This is a genomic window from Streptomyces sp. NPDC086077 (assembly GCF_040686175.1).
In the GTDB taxonomy this organism is placed as follows: Bacteria; Actinomycetota; Actinomycetes; order Streptomycetales; family Streptomycetaceae; genus Streptomyces.
In genome coordinates, this window is the sequence record NZ_JBFBJT010000160.1 from 1 (window position 1) to 16,061 (window position 16,061).

The 16,061-nt window shown below is 70.5% G+C and carries 11 protein-coding genes and 1 pseudogene; 6 read left to right on the forward strand and 6 right to left on the reverse strand.

Annotation, left to right across the window (positions count from 1 at the left end; all coding sequences use genetic code 11):
- Window positions 1-480 (reverse strand): acyl-CoA dehydrogenase family protein (locus tag AB0O67_RS31445; protein WP_365457460.1); only part of this gene is annotated, 480 nt, incomplete at its 3' end.
- A 165-nt stretch (window positions 481-645) separates the two neighbouring features.
- Here AB0O67_RS31445 and AB0O67_RS31450 point away from each other — a divergent pair.
- From AB0O67_RS31450 to AB0O67_RS31465, 4 genes are all read left to right on the forward strand, one after another.
- On the forward strand, window positions 646-1,116 hold the full coding sequence (locus tag AB0O67_RS31450) for an SseB family protein (RefSeq protein WP_365457463.1): 471 nt from the start codon (window positions 646-648) through the stop codon (window positions 1,114-1,116).
- Between the two features lie 182 nt (window positions 1,117-1,298).
- Window positions 1,299-3,245: an Ig-like domain repeat protein gene (locus AB0O67_RS31455; protein WP_365457466.1), complete on the forward strand. Its 1,947-nt coding sequence runs from the start codon at window positions 1,299-1,301 to the stop codon at window positions 3,243-3,245.
- Window positions 3,246-3,386: 141 nt separating this feature from the next.
- The gene (locus AB0O67_RS31460) at window positions 3,387-4,364 is read left to right on the forward strand and encodes a pirin family protein (RefSeq protein ID WP_365457469.1); all 978 of its coding nucleotides are present in this window, start codon (window positions 3,387-3,389) and stop codon (window positions 4,362-4,364) included.
- A gap of 74 nt (window positions 4,365-4,438) precedes the next feature.
- Entirely contained in the window at window positions 4,439-5,488 is a 1,050-nt protein-coding gene (locus tag AB0O67_RS31465; RefSeq protein ID WP_365457472.1) for an AI-2E family transporter, read from the forward strand.
- A 21-nt stretch (window positions 5,489-5,509) separates the two neighbouring features.
- Here AB0O67_RS31465 and AB0O67_RS31470 read toward each other — a convergent pair whose 3' ends face one another.
- Window positions 5,510-7,663, reverse strand: a complete 2,154-nt coding sequence (locus tag AB0O67_RS31470; RefSeq protein ID WP_365457475.1) for a SpoIIE family protein phosphatase — start codon at window positions 7,661-7,663, stop codon at window positions 5,510-5,512.
- 141 nt (window positions 7,664-7,804) lie between these two features.
- Here AB0O67_RS31470 and aspS point away from each other — a divergent pair, with 141 nt between their 5' ends.
- Entirely contained in the window at window positions 7,805-9,568 is a 1,764-nt protein-coding gene (aspS, locus tag AB0O67_RS31475; protein WP_365457478.1) for an aspartate--tRNA ligase, read from the forward strand.
- Window positions 9,569-9,630: 62 nt separating this feature from the next.
- Here the strand turns inward: aspS and AB0O67_RS31480 are convergent, their stop codons facing one another.
- The 4 genes from AB0O67_RS31480 to AB0O67_RS31495 form a co-directional block, all read right to left on the reverse strand.
- The gene (locus AB0O67_RS31480; protein WP_365457481.1) at window positions 9,631-11,046 is read right to left on the reverse strand and encodes a VCBS repeat-containing protein; all 1,416 of its coding nucleotides are present in this window, start codon (window positions 11,044-11,046) and stop codon (window positions 9,631-9,633) included.
- A 117-nt stretch (window positions 11,047-11,163) separates the two neighbouring features.
- The gene (locus tag AB0O67_RS31485) at window positions 11,164-11,529 is read right to left on the reverse strand and encodes a PH domain-containing protein (RefSeq protein WP_365457484.1); all 366 of its coding nucleotides are present in this window, start codon (window positions 11,527-11,529) and stop codon (window positions 11,164-11,166) included.
- Between the two features lie 93 nt (window positions 11,530-11,622).
- Window positions 11,623-13,341 (reverse strand): methionine--tRNA ligase, encoded by a 1,719-nt coding sequence (metG, locus tag AB0O67_RS31490; protein ID WP_365457487.1) that lies wholly within the window; start codon window positions 13,339-13,341, stop codon window positions 11,623-11,625.
- 127 nt (window positions 13,342-13,468) lie between these two features.
- Window positions 13,469-15,403: a VWA domain-containing protein gene (locus AB0O67_RS31495; protein WP_365457490.1), complete on the reverse strand. Its 1,935-nt coding sequence runs from the start codon at window positions 15,401-15,403 to the stop codon at window positions 13,469-13,471.
- Window positions 15,404-15,846: 443 nt separating this feature from the next.
- On the opposite strand from AB0O67_RS31495, the pseudogene AB0O67_RS31500 reads away from it, so the two are divergent.
- Window positions 15,847-16,061: pseudogene (locus AB0O67_RS31500) on the forward strand (phosphatase); the annotation flags it as partial.

The following is a 16,061-nucleotide window of genomic DNA, read 5'->3' on the forward strand; positions in this document are numbered from 1 at the left end:
GGAGCCCCACTGCTTCTCGACGGCGACCGAGGCGATGTGCTTCTGGACCTCGTTGCCCTCCTCGAAGAGGATGCCGGCGAAGGCCGGGCCCGAGGAGTACATCCACACGGCCGGGTTGGCGCCCAGGATCAGTTCGGCGTAGGCCCAGATCAGGGAGCGGGGCGAGGTGGTGCCGCCGATCTCCTCGGGCAGGCCGAGCCGCCAGTACTCCGAGTCCATGAAGGCCTGGTAGCTCTTCTTGAAGGACGCCGGGACGGGCGCGGTGCTGGTCTCCGGGTCGAAGACGGGCGGGTTGCGGTCGGCGTCAACGAAGGACTCGGCCAGCTCGTTCTCCGACAGCCGGGTCAGCTCCGCCAGGACGCTCTTGGCGGTCTCGACGTCCATCTCCTCGAACGGGCCGGTGCCGTACACCTTGTCGCGCCCCAGTACTTCGAAGAGGTTGAACTCGATGTCGCGGAGATTCGACTTGTAGTGCCCCATGGCGACTGGCTCCGTTGAGAGAGATCGGCGAGGCACTGACTCCTCGCGCCCGAAGTTCGCGTACCAACTAGTAGCTCCGATGATGCTACCCGTCGGTAATAAGAAGCAACCCCGATCCGGGCATCTGTGACTCAGCCCTCGTGGTCGGTCAGTACTCTTGCGTGCATGTACGGCTACGACCAGAGCGCGGGTGTGGGGCAGCAGTACGCCCAGCCGCAGCAGCAGATGCCCGGTGCCGGGGGCTACGGGCAGCAGCAGCCGCTGTACCCGGAGCCGTCGCCGCCCTCGCTCGCGGACGCGGTGCGCGCCTTCACCACCGGGCAGCTGGCCGCGGAGGACTTCCAGCAGGTCTTCGCGACGTCCAAGGTCTACTGCCCGCGCGGTGACAACCCCGGCTTCCTGGCCCTGCACAACACGCAGCAGCCGGTGATCCCGATGTTCACCTCGCTCAAGGAGCTGCGGCGGTACGCGGGCAAGGAGTCCAAGTACTTCGTGATCACCGGCGCCGAGGTGATCGACCTGCTCCCGACCGGGTACGGCTTCGTCCTCGACATGGAGGGGGAGCACCGGATGGTGTTCGACGCGAAGGCCGTCGAGGAGATGGTCGACTTCGCCATGCGGCGGATGTACGGCTGATTCGCGCGGGGTCCGGTTGAAAGCCGGATAATCCCCGTTCGATTGTCACTGTCATGCCATATGCTGCCCCGGCAGCCGCGCCCCGTGGGTGATCGCGTTTCCCACGATCCCCCGGGTGTCGCGCGGCGCTTTCACCTGCCGGTTCCACCGGGATTCCTTGTGGGGGTTTCAGCACTGTGCGTATGCGCAGCACTTCGGCCGCGACGGCGCTCGCGGTCCTTTTCAGCTCGGCGGCGCTGAGCGTCGCGGCGGCGGGAACGGCTTCGGCGGCGGGGGCCGTCGTCACCAGTCCCGGTGGCCTCGTCGCGGACCACGCCCTGCAGCGCGTCTTCGTCAGCGACGCGTCCGACGGGCGGATCCTGGCCGCCAACTACAGCGGGACCCTCGTCGACGTGAGCAGCGGCTTCGGCGACGTCAGCGACCTTGCGCTGTCCGACGACGGCACCACCCTGTACGCGGCCGTGCCGAGCAGCCACGAGGTGGTCGCCCTGGACGCGGCCACGCTGGACGTCAAGGTCCGCTACCCGGTCGCCACCGACACCGGCCCGCGCCACCTCGCCTTCTCCGCCGGCAAGGTCTGGTTCACGTACGGCGACCAGTGGGACGGCGACCTCGGCTCGGTCGACCCGGCGGTGGACCCGGCGAGCGGCACCGAGCCGGTGGCGCTCGCCCAGTTCCCGAAGGAGGGCACGTCGGTCGGCATGTGGGGCCAGGCCCTGCTGGACACCGACCCGCTCCGCCCGGGTGTGCTGGCGCTCGGTGAGACCGGGTTGTCCACCGGCTCGATGGCCGTGCTCGACGTGTCGAGCGGCACGCCCCGGCTGACCGCGTGGCACAACGGCGACTACACACTGAACCAGGGCATCGGGGACGTCGACCTCGCCGCCGGCGCCGACGAGGTGCTCGTCAACGGCACCGACCGGGACGCCTACGCGGACGGCAGGTTCAGCAAGGTCGGTGCCTACCCGGCCGGGCAGCGGGTCGACGTGGCCCGCAGCGGCCTGGTGGCCCAGATCTCGGGCACCAAGGTGGCCGTTTACCGGCCGAACGCCAAGCTGCCTGTCCGCACGTACAGCACGGGCACGCAGACCGCGGCGGACGTGGCCTGGGCTCCTGACTCCTCCCGGATCTTCGCCCTGGTGCCGGGCAGCGGCGGCTACACGGTCAAGGCGCTGACCCAGCCGACGCTGAACGTCCCGACCCTCACGGTCAGCGCCCCCAGCACGGCGCCGCGCGCCAAGAGGCTCACCGTCACCGGCAAGATCTCGGCGACCGTGGCGCTGCCCAGCGGGATCAGGCTGGCGGTCACCCGCACCGACCTGGAGAGCCCGAACGGCAAGGCGCTGCCGTCCGTCGCCGTCCAGTCGAACGGGACGTACTCCTTCGCCGACACCCCGCCGGCCGGCGGCGCGGTGACGTACAAGGTGAGCTACGCCGGCGACGCCGGGCACACCTCGGCCACCGCCTCCGACAAGGTCGTGGTCTCCCGCGCCTCGACCTCGCTGAGCCTGACCAACAACGGCAAGCTGTACAACTACGGCTCCGACGTCCGGTTCGTGGCGCACCTCGGCACGACCTACAAGAACCGCACGGTGGAGATCTGGGCCGACCCGTTCGGCGGCGACAAGCCCAACAAGCGGATCAAGGTCGGCAGGGTCGACAGCAAGGGCAACATCGCCGCCTGGGTCGACATGACCCGCGACACCAACGTCACCGCGATCTTCCGGGGCGACGCCCGCTACAACCCGAAGACCGTGAAGTCCACGGCGTTCGCGCGGGTCAGGGTCTCCACGGCCGTCTCCAAGCACTACAAGACCGCCAAGATCGGCTCGACGTCCTACTACTGGTTCCACAAGAACACCGACCCGCTGCTCACCACGACGATGACCTACTACCCGGGCCGTCAGCAGCGGTTCGACCTCCAGGTCTACTACCAGGGCACCTGGTACTCGGCGGACTCCGAGTACTTCCCGCTCGGTACGGCCGGCAAGTCGGCCGTGACCCTGGAGGCGCCCGGTCAGTCCGGAATCCGGGCCCGGATGCGCTCGGTCTACGTCAACGGCTCGTCCGGCGACTCGGTGAACTCCACGACGTACGGGTCGTGGAAGTACCTGTACTTCAGCAACTGAGGAAACTGATCCGAGATCCGGCGCACCTGTGCGACGACGACGGCCCGGAGGGAATGCCCCCCGGGCCGTCGTCGTTGTGGGGTGGCAGAAAGTTCAACGCTCAACTAAAGTGGAACGTACGTCGCCCAAGGAGGTACCGACATGCCCGCAGTGACCGTCGATAACCCGCTGACGCTGCCCCGTGTGACCGCGGCGGCGGACGCCGTCGAGCGTCCCGTGATCACCGTCACGACCGCGCCCAGCGGCTTCGAGGGCGAGGGCTTCCCGGTGCGCCGGGCGTTCGCGGGGATCAACTACCGCCACCTCGACCCGTTCATCATGATGGACCAGATGGGCGAGGTGGACTACGCGCCCGGAGAGCCGAAGGGCACGCCCTGGCACCCGCACCGCGGCTTCGAGACCGTCACCTACATCATCGACGGGATCTTCGACCACCAGGACTCCAACGGCGGTGGCGGCACCATCACCAACGGCGACACCCAGTGGATGACCGCGGGCTCGGGCCTGCTGCACATCGAGGCCCCGCCGGAGCAGCTCGTGATGTCCGGCGGTCTCTTCCACGGCCTCCAGCTGTGGGTGAACCTCCCGGCCAAGGACAAGATGATGGCTCCGCGCTACCAGGACATCCGCGGCGGCAACGTGCAGCTGCTCACCTCCCCCGACGGCGGCGCGCTGCTCCGCGTCATCGCCGGCGAGCTGGACGGTCACGCCGGTCCGGGTATCACGCACACGCCGATCAGCATGATCCACGCGACGCTGGCGCCGGGCGCGGAGGTCACCCTGCCGTGGCGGGAGGACTTCAACGGCCTCGCCTACGTGCTGGCCGGACGGGGCACGGTGGGGGCCGAGCGGAGGCCGGTCCACCTCGGGCAGACCGCCGTCTTCGGCGCGGGTTCCGCGCTGACCGTCCGCGCGGACGAGAAGCAGGACTCGCACACGCCCGACCTGGAGGTCGTCCTCCTCGGCGGAAGGCCGATCCGGGAGCCGATGGCCCACTACGGCCCGTTCGTGATGAACACCAAGGACGAGCTGATGCAGGCCTTCGAGGACTTCCAGAAGGGCCGTCTGGGGACCATCCCCGCGGTGCACGGCATGACGGAGAGCGGCCCGCGGGACTGATGTCCTGACGCGTCGTCACCCGGCCGGGCCGTCCCCACGGGACAGCCCGGCCGGCGCGTGATCGGGTGGGAGGCGTGCATCTGCTTCCCGTTCCCGTACGGCGGTTCGCCGCCTGGTGCGCGGTCGTGCTGCTGGCCGCCGGCGTCGGATGGGTCGGGATCCTGCTCTGCGGCGCGCTGCGCACGGCCGTGGTGCCGGTGCTGCTCGCGCTGCTCGGTACCGCCCTGCTGGGGCCGCTGTACCGGCGGCTCGTGGGCGCCGGCGTCAACCGGTCCGTCGCCGCCGCGCTCACCTGCGTCGCCGTGGTGGCGGTGGTGGGCGGCGCCCTGTACATCGTCGTCGCCGCGCTCGTCGACTCCGGCGACCAGATCATCGCCTCGCTGCGGCGGGCGGCCCAGGACATCGCCCAGTACTTCGGGGCGGCGGGCACCTCGCTGGACGACGTCGCCGCCAACTTCCGCGAGCTGCTCGGCAAGTTCGGCGGGACCGCCGCCTCCGGAGTGATCAGCGGCATCAGCGTGGTCGGCGAGACCATCGCCCTGGCCGTGCTGTCGCTGTTGCTCGTCTTCTTCTTCCTCAGGGACTCCCACCGGGCCGCGGGCGGGCTGCGCGCGCTCGCGCCGCGCGGGGCCGCCGACACCGTGGAGGCCATGGCGCGGCGTGCCTTCCGGGCGGTCGAGGGGTTCATGCGGGGCACCACCTTCATCGCCTTCATCGACGCGGTCTGCATCACGGTCGGCCTGCTGATCCTGGGCGTGCCCGGCGCGGTCGGGCTGGGCGCGCTGGTCTTCGTCGCGGCCTACATCCCCTACCTCGGCGCCTTCCTCTCCGGTGCCGTGGCCGTGCTGGTCGCCCTCGCCGACCGGGGGTTCGTGATCGCGCTGTGGGTGCTCGGGGTGGTGCTCGCCGTGCAGGTGCTGGAGGGCCATGTGCTCCAGCCCCTGGTCCAGAGCCGGACGGTGCACATGCATCCGGCGGTGGTGATGCTCGCGATCACCGCCGGGGCGTCGGTCGCCGGGATCCTGGGCATCCTGCTGTCGGTTCCGCTCACCGCCGCCGCCTTCGGGGTCGTCCACGAGTTGCGGGACCGGTACGGGGCACCGCCCGAGCCCGCGGGGCCGTAGCCGGATCGGCCACGTCCGGATTCAGAGGACTTCCGCGCCGTCGGACTCCTGGAGTTCGAACCAGATGCTCTTGCCCTCGCCCCGTGGGTCGACCCCCCACGAGTGCGCGAGGAGTTCGATCAGCATCAGTCCGCGGCCGGAGGACGCCAGCTCACCGGGCCGGCGCTTGTGCGGCAGGTCGTCACTGGCGTCGGTGACCTCCACCCGGATGCGCCGCTCGCCCGGCTCCCCGGCGACCTCGGCGACCAGCAGCGCGTCGGTGTCGGTGTGGACGAGGACGTTGGTGAGCGTCTCGGACAGCAGCAGCACCGCCGAGTCGACCTGGTCGGTGGAGCTCCAGTCGTGCAGCAGCTCGCGCAGCAGCTGCCGGGCCACGGCGACCCGCTCGGGCTCGGCCTGGGCGACCGTCAGCATGGTGCGCCGGCGGCGCGGCTGCGTGATCACCGTGTCGCCGCAGCCGCAGCCCTCGGCGTCGCGGCTCAGCAGCAGGACGGCGATGTCGTCCTCGCGCCGGTCGACCAGCGGGCCGGTGGTGTGGTGGGAGGACGGCCCGTGCACGGCTTGCACCAGGGAGTCGGCCAGTTCCTCCAGGCCGCCCTTGTGCTCCTCGAGGATGGCGCGGATGCGCGCCCAGCCGGTCTCCAGGTCGTGACCGCCGGTCTCGATCAGGCCGTCGGTGCAGATCAGCATGGTCTCGCCGGGTTCGAGGACCAGCTGGGTGGTGGGGTAGTCGGCGTCCGGGTCGATGCCCAGGGGCAGCCCGCCGGCCGTCGGGCTCTTCAGGACCGTGCCGTCCGTCATCCGGATCGCCGGGTCCGGGTGCCCGGCGCGGGCGATGTCCAGCACCCCGGTCTCCGGGTCGACCTCGACGTACAGGCAGGTCGCGAAGCGCAGGTCGGAGGGGTCCTCGTCGGTGGTGGCGATGCCGTGCAGGAAGCGGGAGGCGCGGGACAGTACGGCGTCGGGGCGGTGGCCCTCGGACGCGTACGCCCGCAGGGCTATCCGCAACTGGCCCATCAGGCCCGCGGCCCGTACGTCATGCCCCTGGACGTCGCCGATGACGAGGGCGATCCGCCCACCCCCGGACTTCGCCCGGGAGGTGCCCCCAGGCAGCGGGATCATGTCGTACCAGTCACCGCCGACCTGGAGGCCGCCGCCGGTGGGGATGTACCGGGCCGCGACGCTCATGCCGGGGATCTCCGGGCCCAGCGTGGGCAGCATGGAGCGCTGGAGGCCGTCGGTCAGCTCGCGCTCGGACTCGGCGGTGCCGGCCCGGGCCAGGGCCTGGGCGAGCATCCGGGCGACCGTGGTCAGCACGGACCGCTCGTCCGGGGTGAAGGCGACCGGATAGGCGAAGGCCGCCATCCAGGCGCCCATGGTGCGCCCGGCGACGGTCAGCGGCAGGAAGGCCCAGGACTGGCGGCCGAACTGCTCGGCGAGGTGCCAGGTGAGCGGGAAACGCGCCTTGTACTGCTCGGGTGAGGACAGATAGACGGCGCGACCGGTCCGTACGACCTCCGCCGCCGGGTAGTCCGTCACCAGGGCCATGTGCGAGAAGGGATCCTCGTCGCCGGGCTGGTGTCCGTGGTGGCCGATGATCGTCAGCCGGTCGCCCTCCACGCCGAAGACGGCGAGGCCGTCCGGGGAGAAGCCCGGCATCGACAGTCCGGCCGCCACCCGCAGCACCTCGGCCGTGGAACGCGCCTCGGCCAGCGCCCGGCCCGCGTCCAGCAGGAACGCCTCACGGGAGCGCCGCCAGTCGCCGGTGACCGCGCGGCGTCCGGCGGGGGTGCCCGGCGAGGGGTCGGTGACCTCTTGGAGGGTGCCGATCAGCTGGAAGGCGCGGCGCTCACGGTCGTAGCTCGGCTTGGACCGGCTGCGGACGGTACGGATGATCCGGCCCCGCTCGTCCATGATCCGAACCCGGACCTCGGCGAGCGTGCCCTCGGCGACGGCGAGGCCGACGACGCTGATGATCTCGTTCCAGTCCACGGGGTGCAGCCGGGCCCTGGTGCGGGCCTCCGTCAGGGTCGTCCGTTCGGCGGGCAGGCCCAGCAGCCGAGCGGCCTCGGCGTCCACCGTGACCAGCTTCGTGGCCGTGTCCCATTGCCACAGGCCGGTCGCGAGGGCGGCGAGAACCTGCCCCACGGCGGGCAGGGGCTCACCAGTGCGCATTGCCCCACTCTAGGGAGAGGTGATCGGACGCTGCCACCGAAGCCCTACCTCGTAATCGTGGAGAGGCCTTCCCGGACGGCCGGTACGCTGGGGGTGTTTCACGTGAAACACCCCCGATCTGCGAAGGCTGGATGAACGACGATGCATCGGTACAGGTCCCACACCTGCGGCGAGCTCCGCGCCTCTGACGTCGGCACCGACGTCCGGCTGAGTGGCTGGCTGCACAATCGGCGCGACCTGGGCGGCATCCTCTTCATCGATCTGCGCGATCACTACGGCATCACCCAGCTGGTCGCCCGGCCGAACACGGCCGCGTACGAGGCGCTGGACAAGCTGTCCAAGGAGACCGTCGTCCGGGTCGACGGCCAGGTCGTCTCCCGTGGCGCCGAGAACATCAACTCCGAGCTGCCCACCGGCGAGATCGAGATCGAGGTCGGCGACGTCGAGGTGCTGGGCGCGGCCGCGCCGCTCCCCTTCACGATCAACACCGAGGACGGGGTCAACGAGGAGCGGCGCCTGGAGTACCGCTTCCTGGACCTGCGCCGCGAGCGCATGCACCGCAACATCCTGCTGCGTACGTCGGTGATCTCGGCGATCCGGCACAAGATGACGGCGCTGGGCTTCAACGAGATGGCGACGCCGATCCTGTCCGCGACCTCCCCGGAGGGTGCCCGCGACTTCGTCGTCCCCTCCCGCCTGAACCCGGGCAAGTTCTACGCCCTCCCCCAGGCTCCGCAGCAGTTCAAGCAGCTGCTGATGATCTCCGGCTTCGACCGCTACTTCCAGATCGCGCCCTGCTTCCGTGACGAGGACGCGCGTGCGGACCGCTCGCCGGGCGAGTTCTACCAGCTCGACATCGAGATGTCCTTCGTCGAGCAGGAGGACGTCTTCCAGCCGGTCGAGAAGCTGATGACCGAACTGTTCGAGGAGTTCGGCGGCGGTCGTCATGTCACGTCCCCGTTCCCGCGGATCCCGTTCCGTGAGGCGATGCTGAAGTACGGCTCCGACAAGCCGGACCTGCGCGCCCAGCTGGAGCTGGTGGACATCACCGACATCTTCGAGGGCTCCGGGTTCAAGGCGTTCGCCGGCAAGCACGTCCGGGCGCTGCCCGTGCCGGAGGTCGCCTCGCAGCCCCGGAAGTTCTTCGACCAGCTCGGTGACTACGCCGTCACGCTGGGCGCCAAGGGCCTCGCGTGGGTGCGGGTCGCCGAGGACGGCACGCTGTCCGGGCCGATCGCGAAGTTCCTCACCGAGGACGACGTGGCCGAGCTGACCAAGCGGCTCTCGCTGGCCGCCGGTCACGCGGTGTTCTTCGGCGCGGGTGAGTTCGACGAGGTCTCGAAGATCATGGGCGCGGTGCGCGTCGAAGCCGCCAAGCGGGCCGGCCACTTCGAGGACGGCGTCTTCCGCTTCTGCTGGATCGTCGACTTCCCGATGTACGAGAAGGACGAGGAGACCGGCGCGATCGACTTCTCGCACAACCCGTTCTCCATGCCGCAGGGCGGCCTGGAGGCCCTGCAGACCCAGGACCCGCTGGACATCCTGGGCTGGCAGTACGACATCGTCTGCAACGGCGTCGAGCTGTCCTCCGGCGCGATCCGGAACCACGAGCCGGAGATCATGCTCAAGGCCTTCGAGATCGCCGGGTACGACCGGGAGACCGTCGAGGAGAAGTTCGCCGGCATGCTCCGCGCGTTCCGCTTCGGCGCCCCGCCGCACGGCGGCATCGCCCCCGGCGTCGACCGCATCGTCATGCTGCTGGCCGACGAGCCCAACATCCGTGAGACCATCGCGTTCCCGCTCAACGGCAACGCCCAGGACCTGATGATGGGCGCTCCCACGGAGCTGGAGGAGCCCCGGCTGAAGGAGCTGCACCTGTCGGTGCGCAAGCCGCAGCCGAAGTAAGGACCGCGACAAGGGGGGCCGGCGTTTCTCGACGCCGGCCCCCTACGTCTGCCCGCTCCGGGTCAGGTGATCCAGAAGATCCCGAAGCCGCCCAGCCAGCCCTCGTACGACTGGGGCATGCCGAGCGAGTCCAGGGTGAAGGCGCGGCTGCCGGTGCCGGTCGGGCGGGACGCGCCGCCCGGCAGCATGAAGACCGCGCCGTTGTAGCGGTTCTCGCAGGCCGCGCCGATGAACAGCTCGGGCCTGCCGTCGCGGTTCACGTCTCCCGCGGAGACCGTGGTGCCGAAGCAGTCCGTGGTCTCGTTGACGCTGGGGACACCGGGGGTGTTCTGGTGGAAGGAGTACCCGCCCGCACCGAGCGGGCCGGTCCGACGGCCCGGGATCACGGTGACCGTGCCGGTCCGGAGGACCTCACCGACGGCCTCGTGCGGCGCTCCGACGATGATCTCGGCGGCGCCGTCGCGGTTGAGGTCGGCCACCGCGAGGCCGGCGCCGAACATGTCGCCCTTCTCGTTCGTGCCGGGCACCCCCTCCGTCTCCTGGCTGATCACCTCGGGCGCCGCGTCGTTGGCGATACCGCTCGCCGAGCCGCGCCACACCAGCACCCGGCCGCCCAGCTCGCCGTCGACACCGGGAGTCCAGGGCGTCAGCGGGTCGCCGGCCACCAGGTCGGTGTAGCCGTCGCCGTTGACGTCACCGGTGGCGGCGATGAACCCGTTGCCCTTCTCCAGCACCGCCCCGGCGGGGGCGCCGGTCTGGTTCAGCCGGACCGGGCTGCCGGTCAGTTCGCGCCGCCGCCAGCCGAAGTCGACCTGGTCGGGCATGCCATCGCGGTTGAAGTCGCCGAGTGCCACCGAGCCAGTCAGGGGTACCCGCTCGACCGGGCCCTGCGTGACCGAGCCGTAGGTGCCGGAACTGCTGAACGGGCCCTTGAAGACGACGGTCGCGTCCCCGCCCACCATGACCTGGGCCCTCGTGCCCGGTCCCGCGCTGACGGCCGCCACGTCCTCGCCGTAGAGGTCGTTGTAGGGCTGCGGTTTGGGCAGCAGAGTGCCCTTGCGCAGGCCGTTCCTGCTGCCCCACATGACGGTGACGGTCCCCGTGTGGGTGCCGCCTCTGGGCGCGCCGATGACCAGGTCGGCGAATCCGTCGCGGTTCAGGTCGGCCGTGGCGGTGGACTGGCCGAAGCCGGACGACTCGGCGACCTGTGCCGGAACGCCCGGCGAGTCCTCGGTGACGACCTGACGCCGGCTCTTGGCCGACACCCCGTTCGCGGAGCCGTACAGGATGACGACGGCCCCGCCACGCACGTTGTCACCGACCTTCGCGCTCGGCACCGGCAGCACCACGTCGCGATACCCGTCGCCGTCGAAGTCCCCCGGCACCGCCCCGTGGATGGCCGCCGCGGGCGTCGCAGGCGCCAGCGTCCCCGCGAGCAGCCCGGCGGCCACCACCGCGGCCGCACCCCATCTGCCCATGTGTGTCCCCTTCCCCACGACGCGTTCTCAGCGCGTCGGCCCCGGGTTCGCCCGTGAGCAACCCGCTGTTGGGAAAGGGGACTTGTGGCGGCCGCCACAGGTTGTACGGAGTGACCGTCAGCGCGCCACGAACTGGGTGAGGATCGCCTGGACCTCGTAGATGTCGACGCCCTTGGTGAAGGTCTTCTGGATCGGGGTCTGGGAGCCGGAGAGCCAGATCTTCAGTTCGGCGTCGAGGTCGAAGGTGCCGGCGGTCTCGACGGCGAAGTGCGTGATGCTGCGGTACGGGATGGAGTGGTACTCCACCTTCTTGCCGGTGATGCCCTGCTTGTCGACCATGATGAGGCGGCGGTCGGTGAACAGCATGGTGTCGCGGATCAGCAGGTACGCGGCGTGCACCTGCTCCCCCTGTCCGAGCAGACGTGCGTAGTCCTGCGCGGCCGTCCCCGGATCGATGCTGTGCGCGTTGCCGAACAGTGCCATGGACGGACCCCCCACTCGTGTGCCGCGTGACCGCGGTCGATCACGCGATCTCGGCCAGGTATACCGGCTGAGTGAGGGGTCCGAGAAGGGCTGTTACGCGGCTGTTTCCCCGCCGAAGCGCTCCTTGTACGCGGCCAGGTCATCGTCCGTGAGCTTGGCGAAGAGCACCGGCGGCACGGTGAAGGGCGTACCGGTGGGAAGGAAGGCCAGGGCCTTCGCCTCGTCGGACGAGACCCAGGTGGCGGTGTCGCCGGTGAGCGAGAAGGCCTGGCGCATCGCCGCCGAGCTCGCCGGGATGAAGGGCTCGGAGACCACGGAGTAGAGGTGGATGAGGTTCATCGCGGTGCGCAGCGTGAGGGCGGCGCCGTCCTTGTCCGTCTTGATCTCCAGCCAGGGGGCCTTCTCCTCCAGGTAGGAGTTGCCGGCCGACCACAGGGCGCGCAGCGCGGCCGCGGCCTTGCGGAACTGGAGGGCCTCCATCTGCTGCTCGTACTCGGTGAGCAGCCGGGCGATCTCCTCACCCAGCGCCGCCTCCGCCGGGCCGGGCTCGCCGCCGGCCGGGACCGCCTCGCCGAAACGCTTCTTGGAGAAGGACAGGACACGGTTGACGAAGTTGCCGAGGGTGTCGGCGAGGTCCTTGTTCACCGTCGCCGTGAAGTGCTCCCAGGTGAACGACGAGTCGTCGGACTCGGGGGCGTTGGCGATCAGGAAGTAGCGCCAGTAGTCGGCGGGGAGGATCTCCAGGGCGTGGTCGGTGAAGACGCCGCGCTTCTGGCTCGTGGAGAACTTGCCGCCGTAGTACGTCAGCCAGTTGAAGGCCTTCACGTAGTCGACCTTCTTCCACGGCTCGCGCACGCCCAGCTCGGTGGCCGGGAACATCACGGTGTGGAAGGGGACGTTGTCCTTCGCCATGAACTCGGTGTAGCGGACGGTGTCGTCCGCCTCGTACCACCAGGACTTCCAGTCACGGTTCTCCGGGTCCTTGTCGGACCACTCCTTCGTCGCGCCGATGTACTCGATCGGGGCGTCGAACCAGACGTAGAAGACCTTGCCCTCGGCCGCGAGGTCCGGCCAGGTGTCGGCGGGGACCGGGACGCCCCAGTCCAGGTCGCGGGTGATCGCACGGTCGTGCAGACCCTCGTTCAGCCACTTGCGGGCGATGGAGGAGGCCAGCTGCGGCCAGTCGTCCTCGTGGCGGGAGACCCACGCCTCGACCTCGTGCTGGAGCTTGGACTGGAGGAGGAAGAGGTGCTTGGTCTCGCGGACCTCCAGGTCCGTGGAGCCGGAGATCGCCGAGCGGGGGTTGATCAGGTCGGTCGGGTCCAGGACCCGGGTGCAGTTCTCGCACTGGTCGCCGCGGGCCTTGTCGTAGCCGCAGTGGGGGCAGGTGCCCTCCACGTAGCGGTCCGGGAGGAAGCGGCCGTCGGTGGGGCTGTACACCTGGCGGATCGCGCGCTCCTCGATGAAGCCGTTCTCGTTGAGCTTGCGCGCGAAGTGCTGGGTGATCTCGACGTTCTGGGGGGAGGAACTGCGGCCGAAGTAGTCGAAGGCGAGGGCGAAGCCGTCGTAGACCGCCTTCTGGGCGTCGTGCGCCTGGGCGCAGAACTCGGCGACCGGCAGGCCCTGCTCCTTGGCGGCGAGCTCGGCGGGGGTGCCGTGCTCGTCGGTGGCGCAGATGTAGAGGACGTCGTGGCCGCGCTGGCGCAGGTAGCGGGCGTAGACGTCCGCCGGGAGCATGGACCCCACCATGTTGCCCAGGTGCTTGATCCCGTTGATGTACGGAAGGGCGCTGGTGATGAGGTGTCGAGCCATCGGGGGCTGCTCCCAGGTCGCTGCGTTTACGAACCTTGAAATCGTAGCCGACACGGGTGGGCCGCCCGCCTCCCGTTTTGAGGGGTGAGAGGCGGGCGGCCTGGGGTGGGACGGGGGCGGCGCGCGCCTACGGGCGCCAGTCGGCGAGGACGCCCTCGTAGAACTCGGAGTCCGTGAGTTCCTTCGGAGTGGGGCCCGCGTGGAAGAAGGACGTGTTGCCCGTCTTCAGCTTGCGCAGGTAGTCGAAGGCCTTGTTGTCGTGCTCACCGAAGGCGACGAAGGCGAAGTGGAGGTGGGGGTGGGTCTTCGCGGCGTCCGTCAGGGCCTGGGTGGCGGGGGTCTTCGCGTCGGGGGCGCCGTCGGTCTGGAAGATCACCAGGGCGGGGGTGGTGGTCTTGCCGTGGTGCTCGTCGTAGTGGGTGAGGACGTCCTCGACGGCGGCGTGGTAGCTGGTACGGCCCATGCGGCCGAGGGCGGCGTGCAGCTCGTCGATCTTGTTCTCGTGGTCGGGCAGGGTCAGCTCGCCGGTGCCGTCCAGTTCGGTCGAGAAGAAGGTGACGTGGACGGTGGCCTCGGGGTCGAGGTGGGCGGCGAGCGCGAGGGTCTGCTCCGCGAGGGCCTGGGCGGAGCCGTCCTTGTAGTACGGGCGCATGGAGGCGGAGCGGTCGAGGACGAGGTAGATCTTGGTGGGGGTGGCGGTGGTGAGGTTGTGGGTGGTGAGGGCGGTGGCGGCTGCGGTGTAGGCCGTGCGGAGGGTGGGGGGGACGGAGGTGTCGTGCCCACCCGCGCCACCCGTGCGGGTCTCGTCGCCGGGTGCGAGTGGCCCCTGGGGGGCGGTCTCGGCGGCCGCGGCGGCGGGGGCCGGGGTGGCCTCCGGTTCGGTGACGGCTTCCGGCTCCGCGGCTGCGGGCGCCTGCGCGGGGTCGGCTGAGGCGACCGGGGCGGGGATCTCGGTCTGCGGCTGCGCGTCCGACGTGGCGGTGGCCAGCGCGTCCGACTTCACCGTGGGCTCCGGGTCGGCCTCGTCCTTCTGCTCCGGGGTCGGCTCGGTCTGCGGCTTCGCCTCGGCCTCGTCCTTCTGCTGCGCGGCGGGCTCGGTGGTGAGGCCGGCCTCCGCGGCGGTCGCCGGGGTGGGCTCCGGGTGAGCCTCGGCCTCGACGTTGGCCTCCGCATCGGGCCGGGGCTCGGCGTCGGCCTCGGTCGTCACGGTCGGTTCCGCTTCCGCTGCCGGCTCGTCGTCCGCGGCCGGCTGCGGCGCGGGCTCCGGATCCGTTTCCGTCGTCGCGGCGGCCACCTCGGTCTCCGCCTTCGCATCGGGCGCCGACGTGGCGTCTGCCTCGGCCTCCGCTTCCGGCGCCGACGTGGCGTCTGCCTCGGCCTCCGCTTCCGGCGCCGACGTGTCGTCTGCCTCAGCCTCCGATTCCGGCGCCGACGTGGCATCCGTCATCGGCTCGGCGCTCGCCTCGACCGACGGCTCCGTGTCCGTCGCGGCCGACGGCTCCGTGTCCGTCGTAGACGCGGCCTCCGTCGCGGCCTGCGGCTTCGCTTCTGCGGCGGGCTGAGCCTCCGGCGCCTCGGCCTCGGCCTCGGTTTCCGGCTGCCCTTCCGTCGTAGACGCGGCCTCCGTCGCGGCCTGCGACTTCGCCTCCGTCGCCGGCGCCGCCTTCGCCTCCGGCGCCTCGGGCTCGGTGGTCGGCTTGCTCTCCGGCTCCTGCTCGGCCACGGGCTCCGCCGTCGGGTCCGGCTCCGCCGTCGGGTCCGGCTCCGCCGTCGGCTCCGGCTCCGTGTCCGTCGTAGGCGCGGCGTCCGTCTCGGGCTTCGTCGGCTGCTCCGTGGTCGGCTCCTGCGCGTCGGACGGCTTCGGCGGGCCGTCCGGAACGTGTGCTTCTGTGCCGTTTTTCTGGGCGGCCGAAATCGGTCGGGTCTGGTGGGGGACCGTCACCTTGTCGAAGGCCGCCGCCACCAGTTCGTGCTCCGCGCGGGGTTCGGGAACCTGCGGTGTGGGGGTCGAATCGCTCGGCGTCGTGGCCGTCGGTTCGGAGGCGGTCGGAGACGGCGGCATCGGTTCGGCGGCCGGCGTCGACGGGGCCTCCGTCGCGGTGGCCGGCGGCGGCGTCGACCGGGCCGGTGTCGAGGAAGTCGGTGTCGGGGCGGCCGGCGGCGTTGATTCCGGCTGCGTGGAGACACTCTCTGCCTCGGGACTGCGGCCCTTTCGGGAACGGCCGAATGCGTTCCGCAGGAGAGTGAGAATGCCCATTAGCGCAACCCTTCGCGTGAGTTGATGCCCGTCAATCCCTGGCCAGGACGGACACGTAAGGTTAGCGGTCCCAGGAGAGCCGACCGCGTCCGCGTCAAGGGTCGGACCCGGACGGACTGAGGCCAAACCTCAACGCCCCGACCGATACCTCCGGTTCACGCGTCGTTCACTCAATGGCTCCGCTCCCGCACAAACGTGCTCCTACCGTCCGTCACGCTGGATACAAGGGGAACCAAGGGGAGTAAACGGTGCGCAATCTGCTGCCTATCATCCGAACGAACGACTCACATTCGGGCGGACGGTCTGCCCTGACCTGCCGTTTCCGCTGTGGTGACGCCTGCTTCCACGAGGTGCCCAACACCACCGCCAACCCGTACGTCGGCGACGTCATCGCCGGTGCCCTGAGCCGCCGCGGCGTGATGCGCGCCGCCGCCGTCGTCACCGCGGCCGCCGCCGCAGGCAC

Excerpts from the sequence above, each read along its gene's own strand:
- AB0O67_RS31450 (WP_365457463.1), top strand. The coding sequence starts at position 646 with ATGTACGGCTACGACCAGAGCGCGGGTGTGGGGCAGCAGTACGCCCAG.
- AB0O67_RS31455 (WP_365457466.1), top strand. The coding sequence starts at position 1,299 with ATGCGCAGCACTTCGGCCGCGACGGCGCTCGCGGTCCTTTTCAGCTCG.
- AB0O67_RS31460 (WP_365457469.1), top strand. The coding sequence starts at position 3,387 with ATGCCCGCAGTGACCGTCGATAACCCGCTGACGCTGCCCCGTGTGACC.
- AB0O67_RS31470 (WP_365457475.1), bottom strand. The coding sequence starts at position 7,663 with ATGCGCACTGGTGAGCCCCTGCCCGCCGTGGGGCAGGTTCTCGCCGCC.
- aspS (WP_365457478.1), top strand. The coding sequence starts at position 7,805 with ATGCATCGGTACAGGTCCCACACCTGCGGCGAGCTCCGCGCCTCTGAC.
- AB0O67_RS31480 (WP_365457481.1), bottom strand. The coding sequence starts at position 11,046 with ATGGGCAGATGGGGTGCGGCCGCGGTGGTGGCCGCCGGGCTGCTCGCG.
- AB0O67_RS31485 (WP_365457484.1), bottom strand. The coding sequence starts at position 11,529 with ATGGCACTGTTCGGCAACGCGCACAGCATCGATCCGGGGACGGCCGCG.
- metG (WP_365457487.1), bottom strand. The coding sequence starts at position 13,341 with ATGGCTCGACACCTCATCACCAGCGCCCTTCCGTACATCAACGGGATC.
- AB0O67_RS31495 (WP_365457490.1), bottom strand. The coding sequence starts at position 15,403 with ATGCCGCCGTCTCCGACCGCCTCCGAACCGACGGCCACGACGCCGAGC.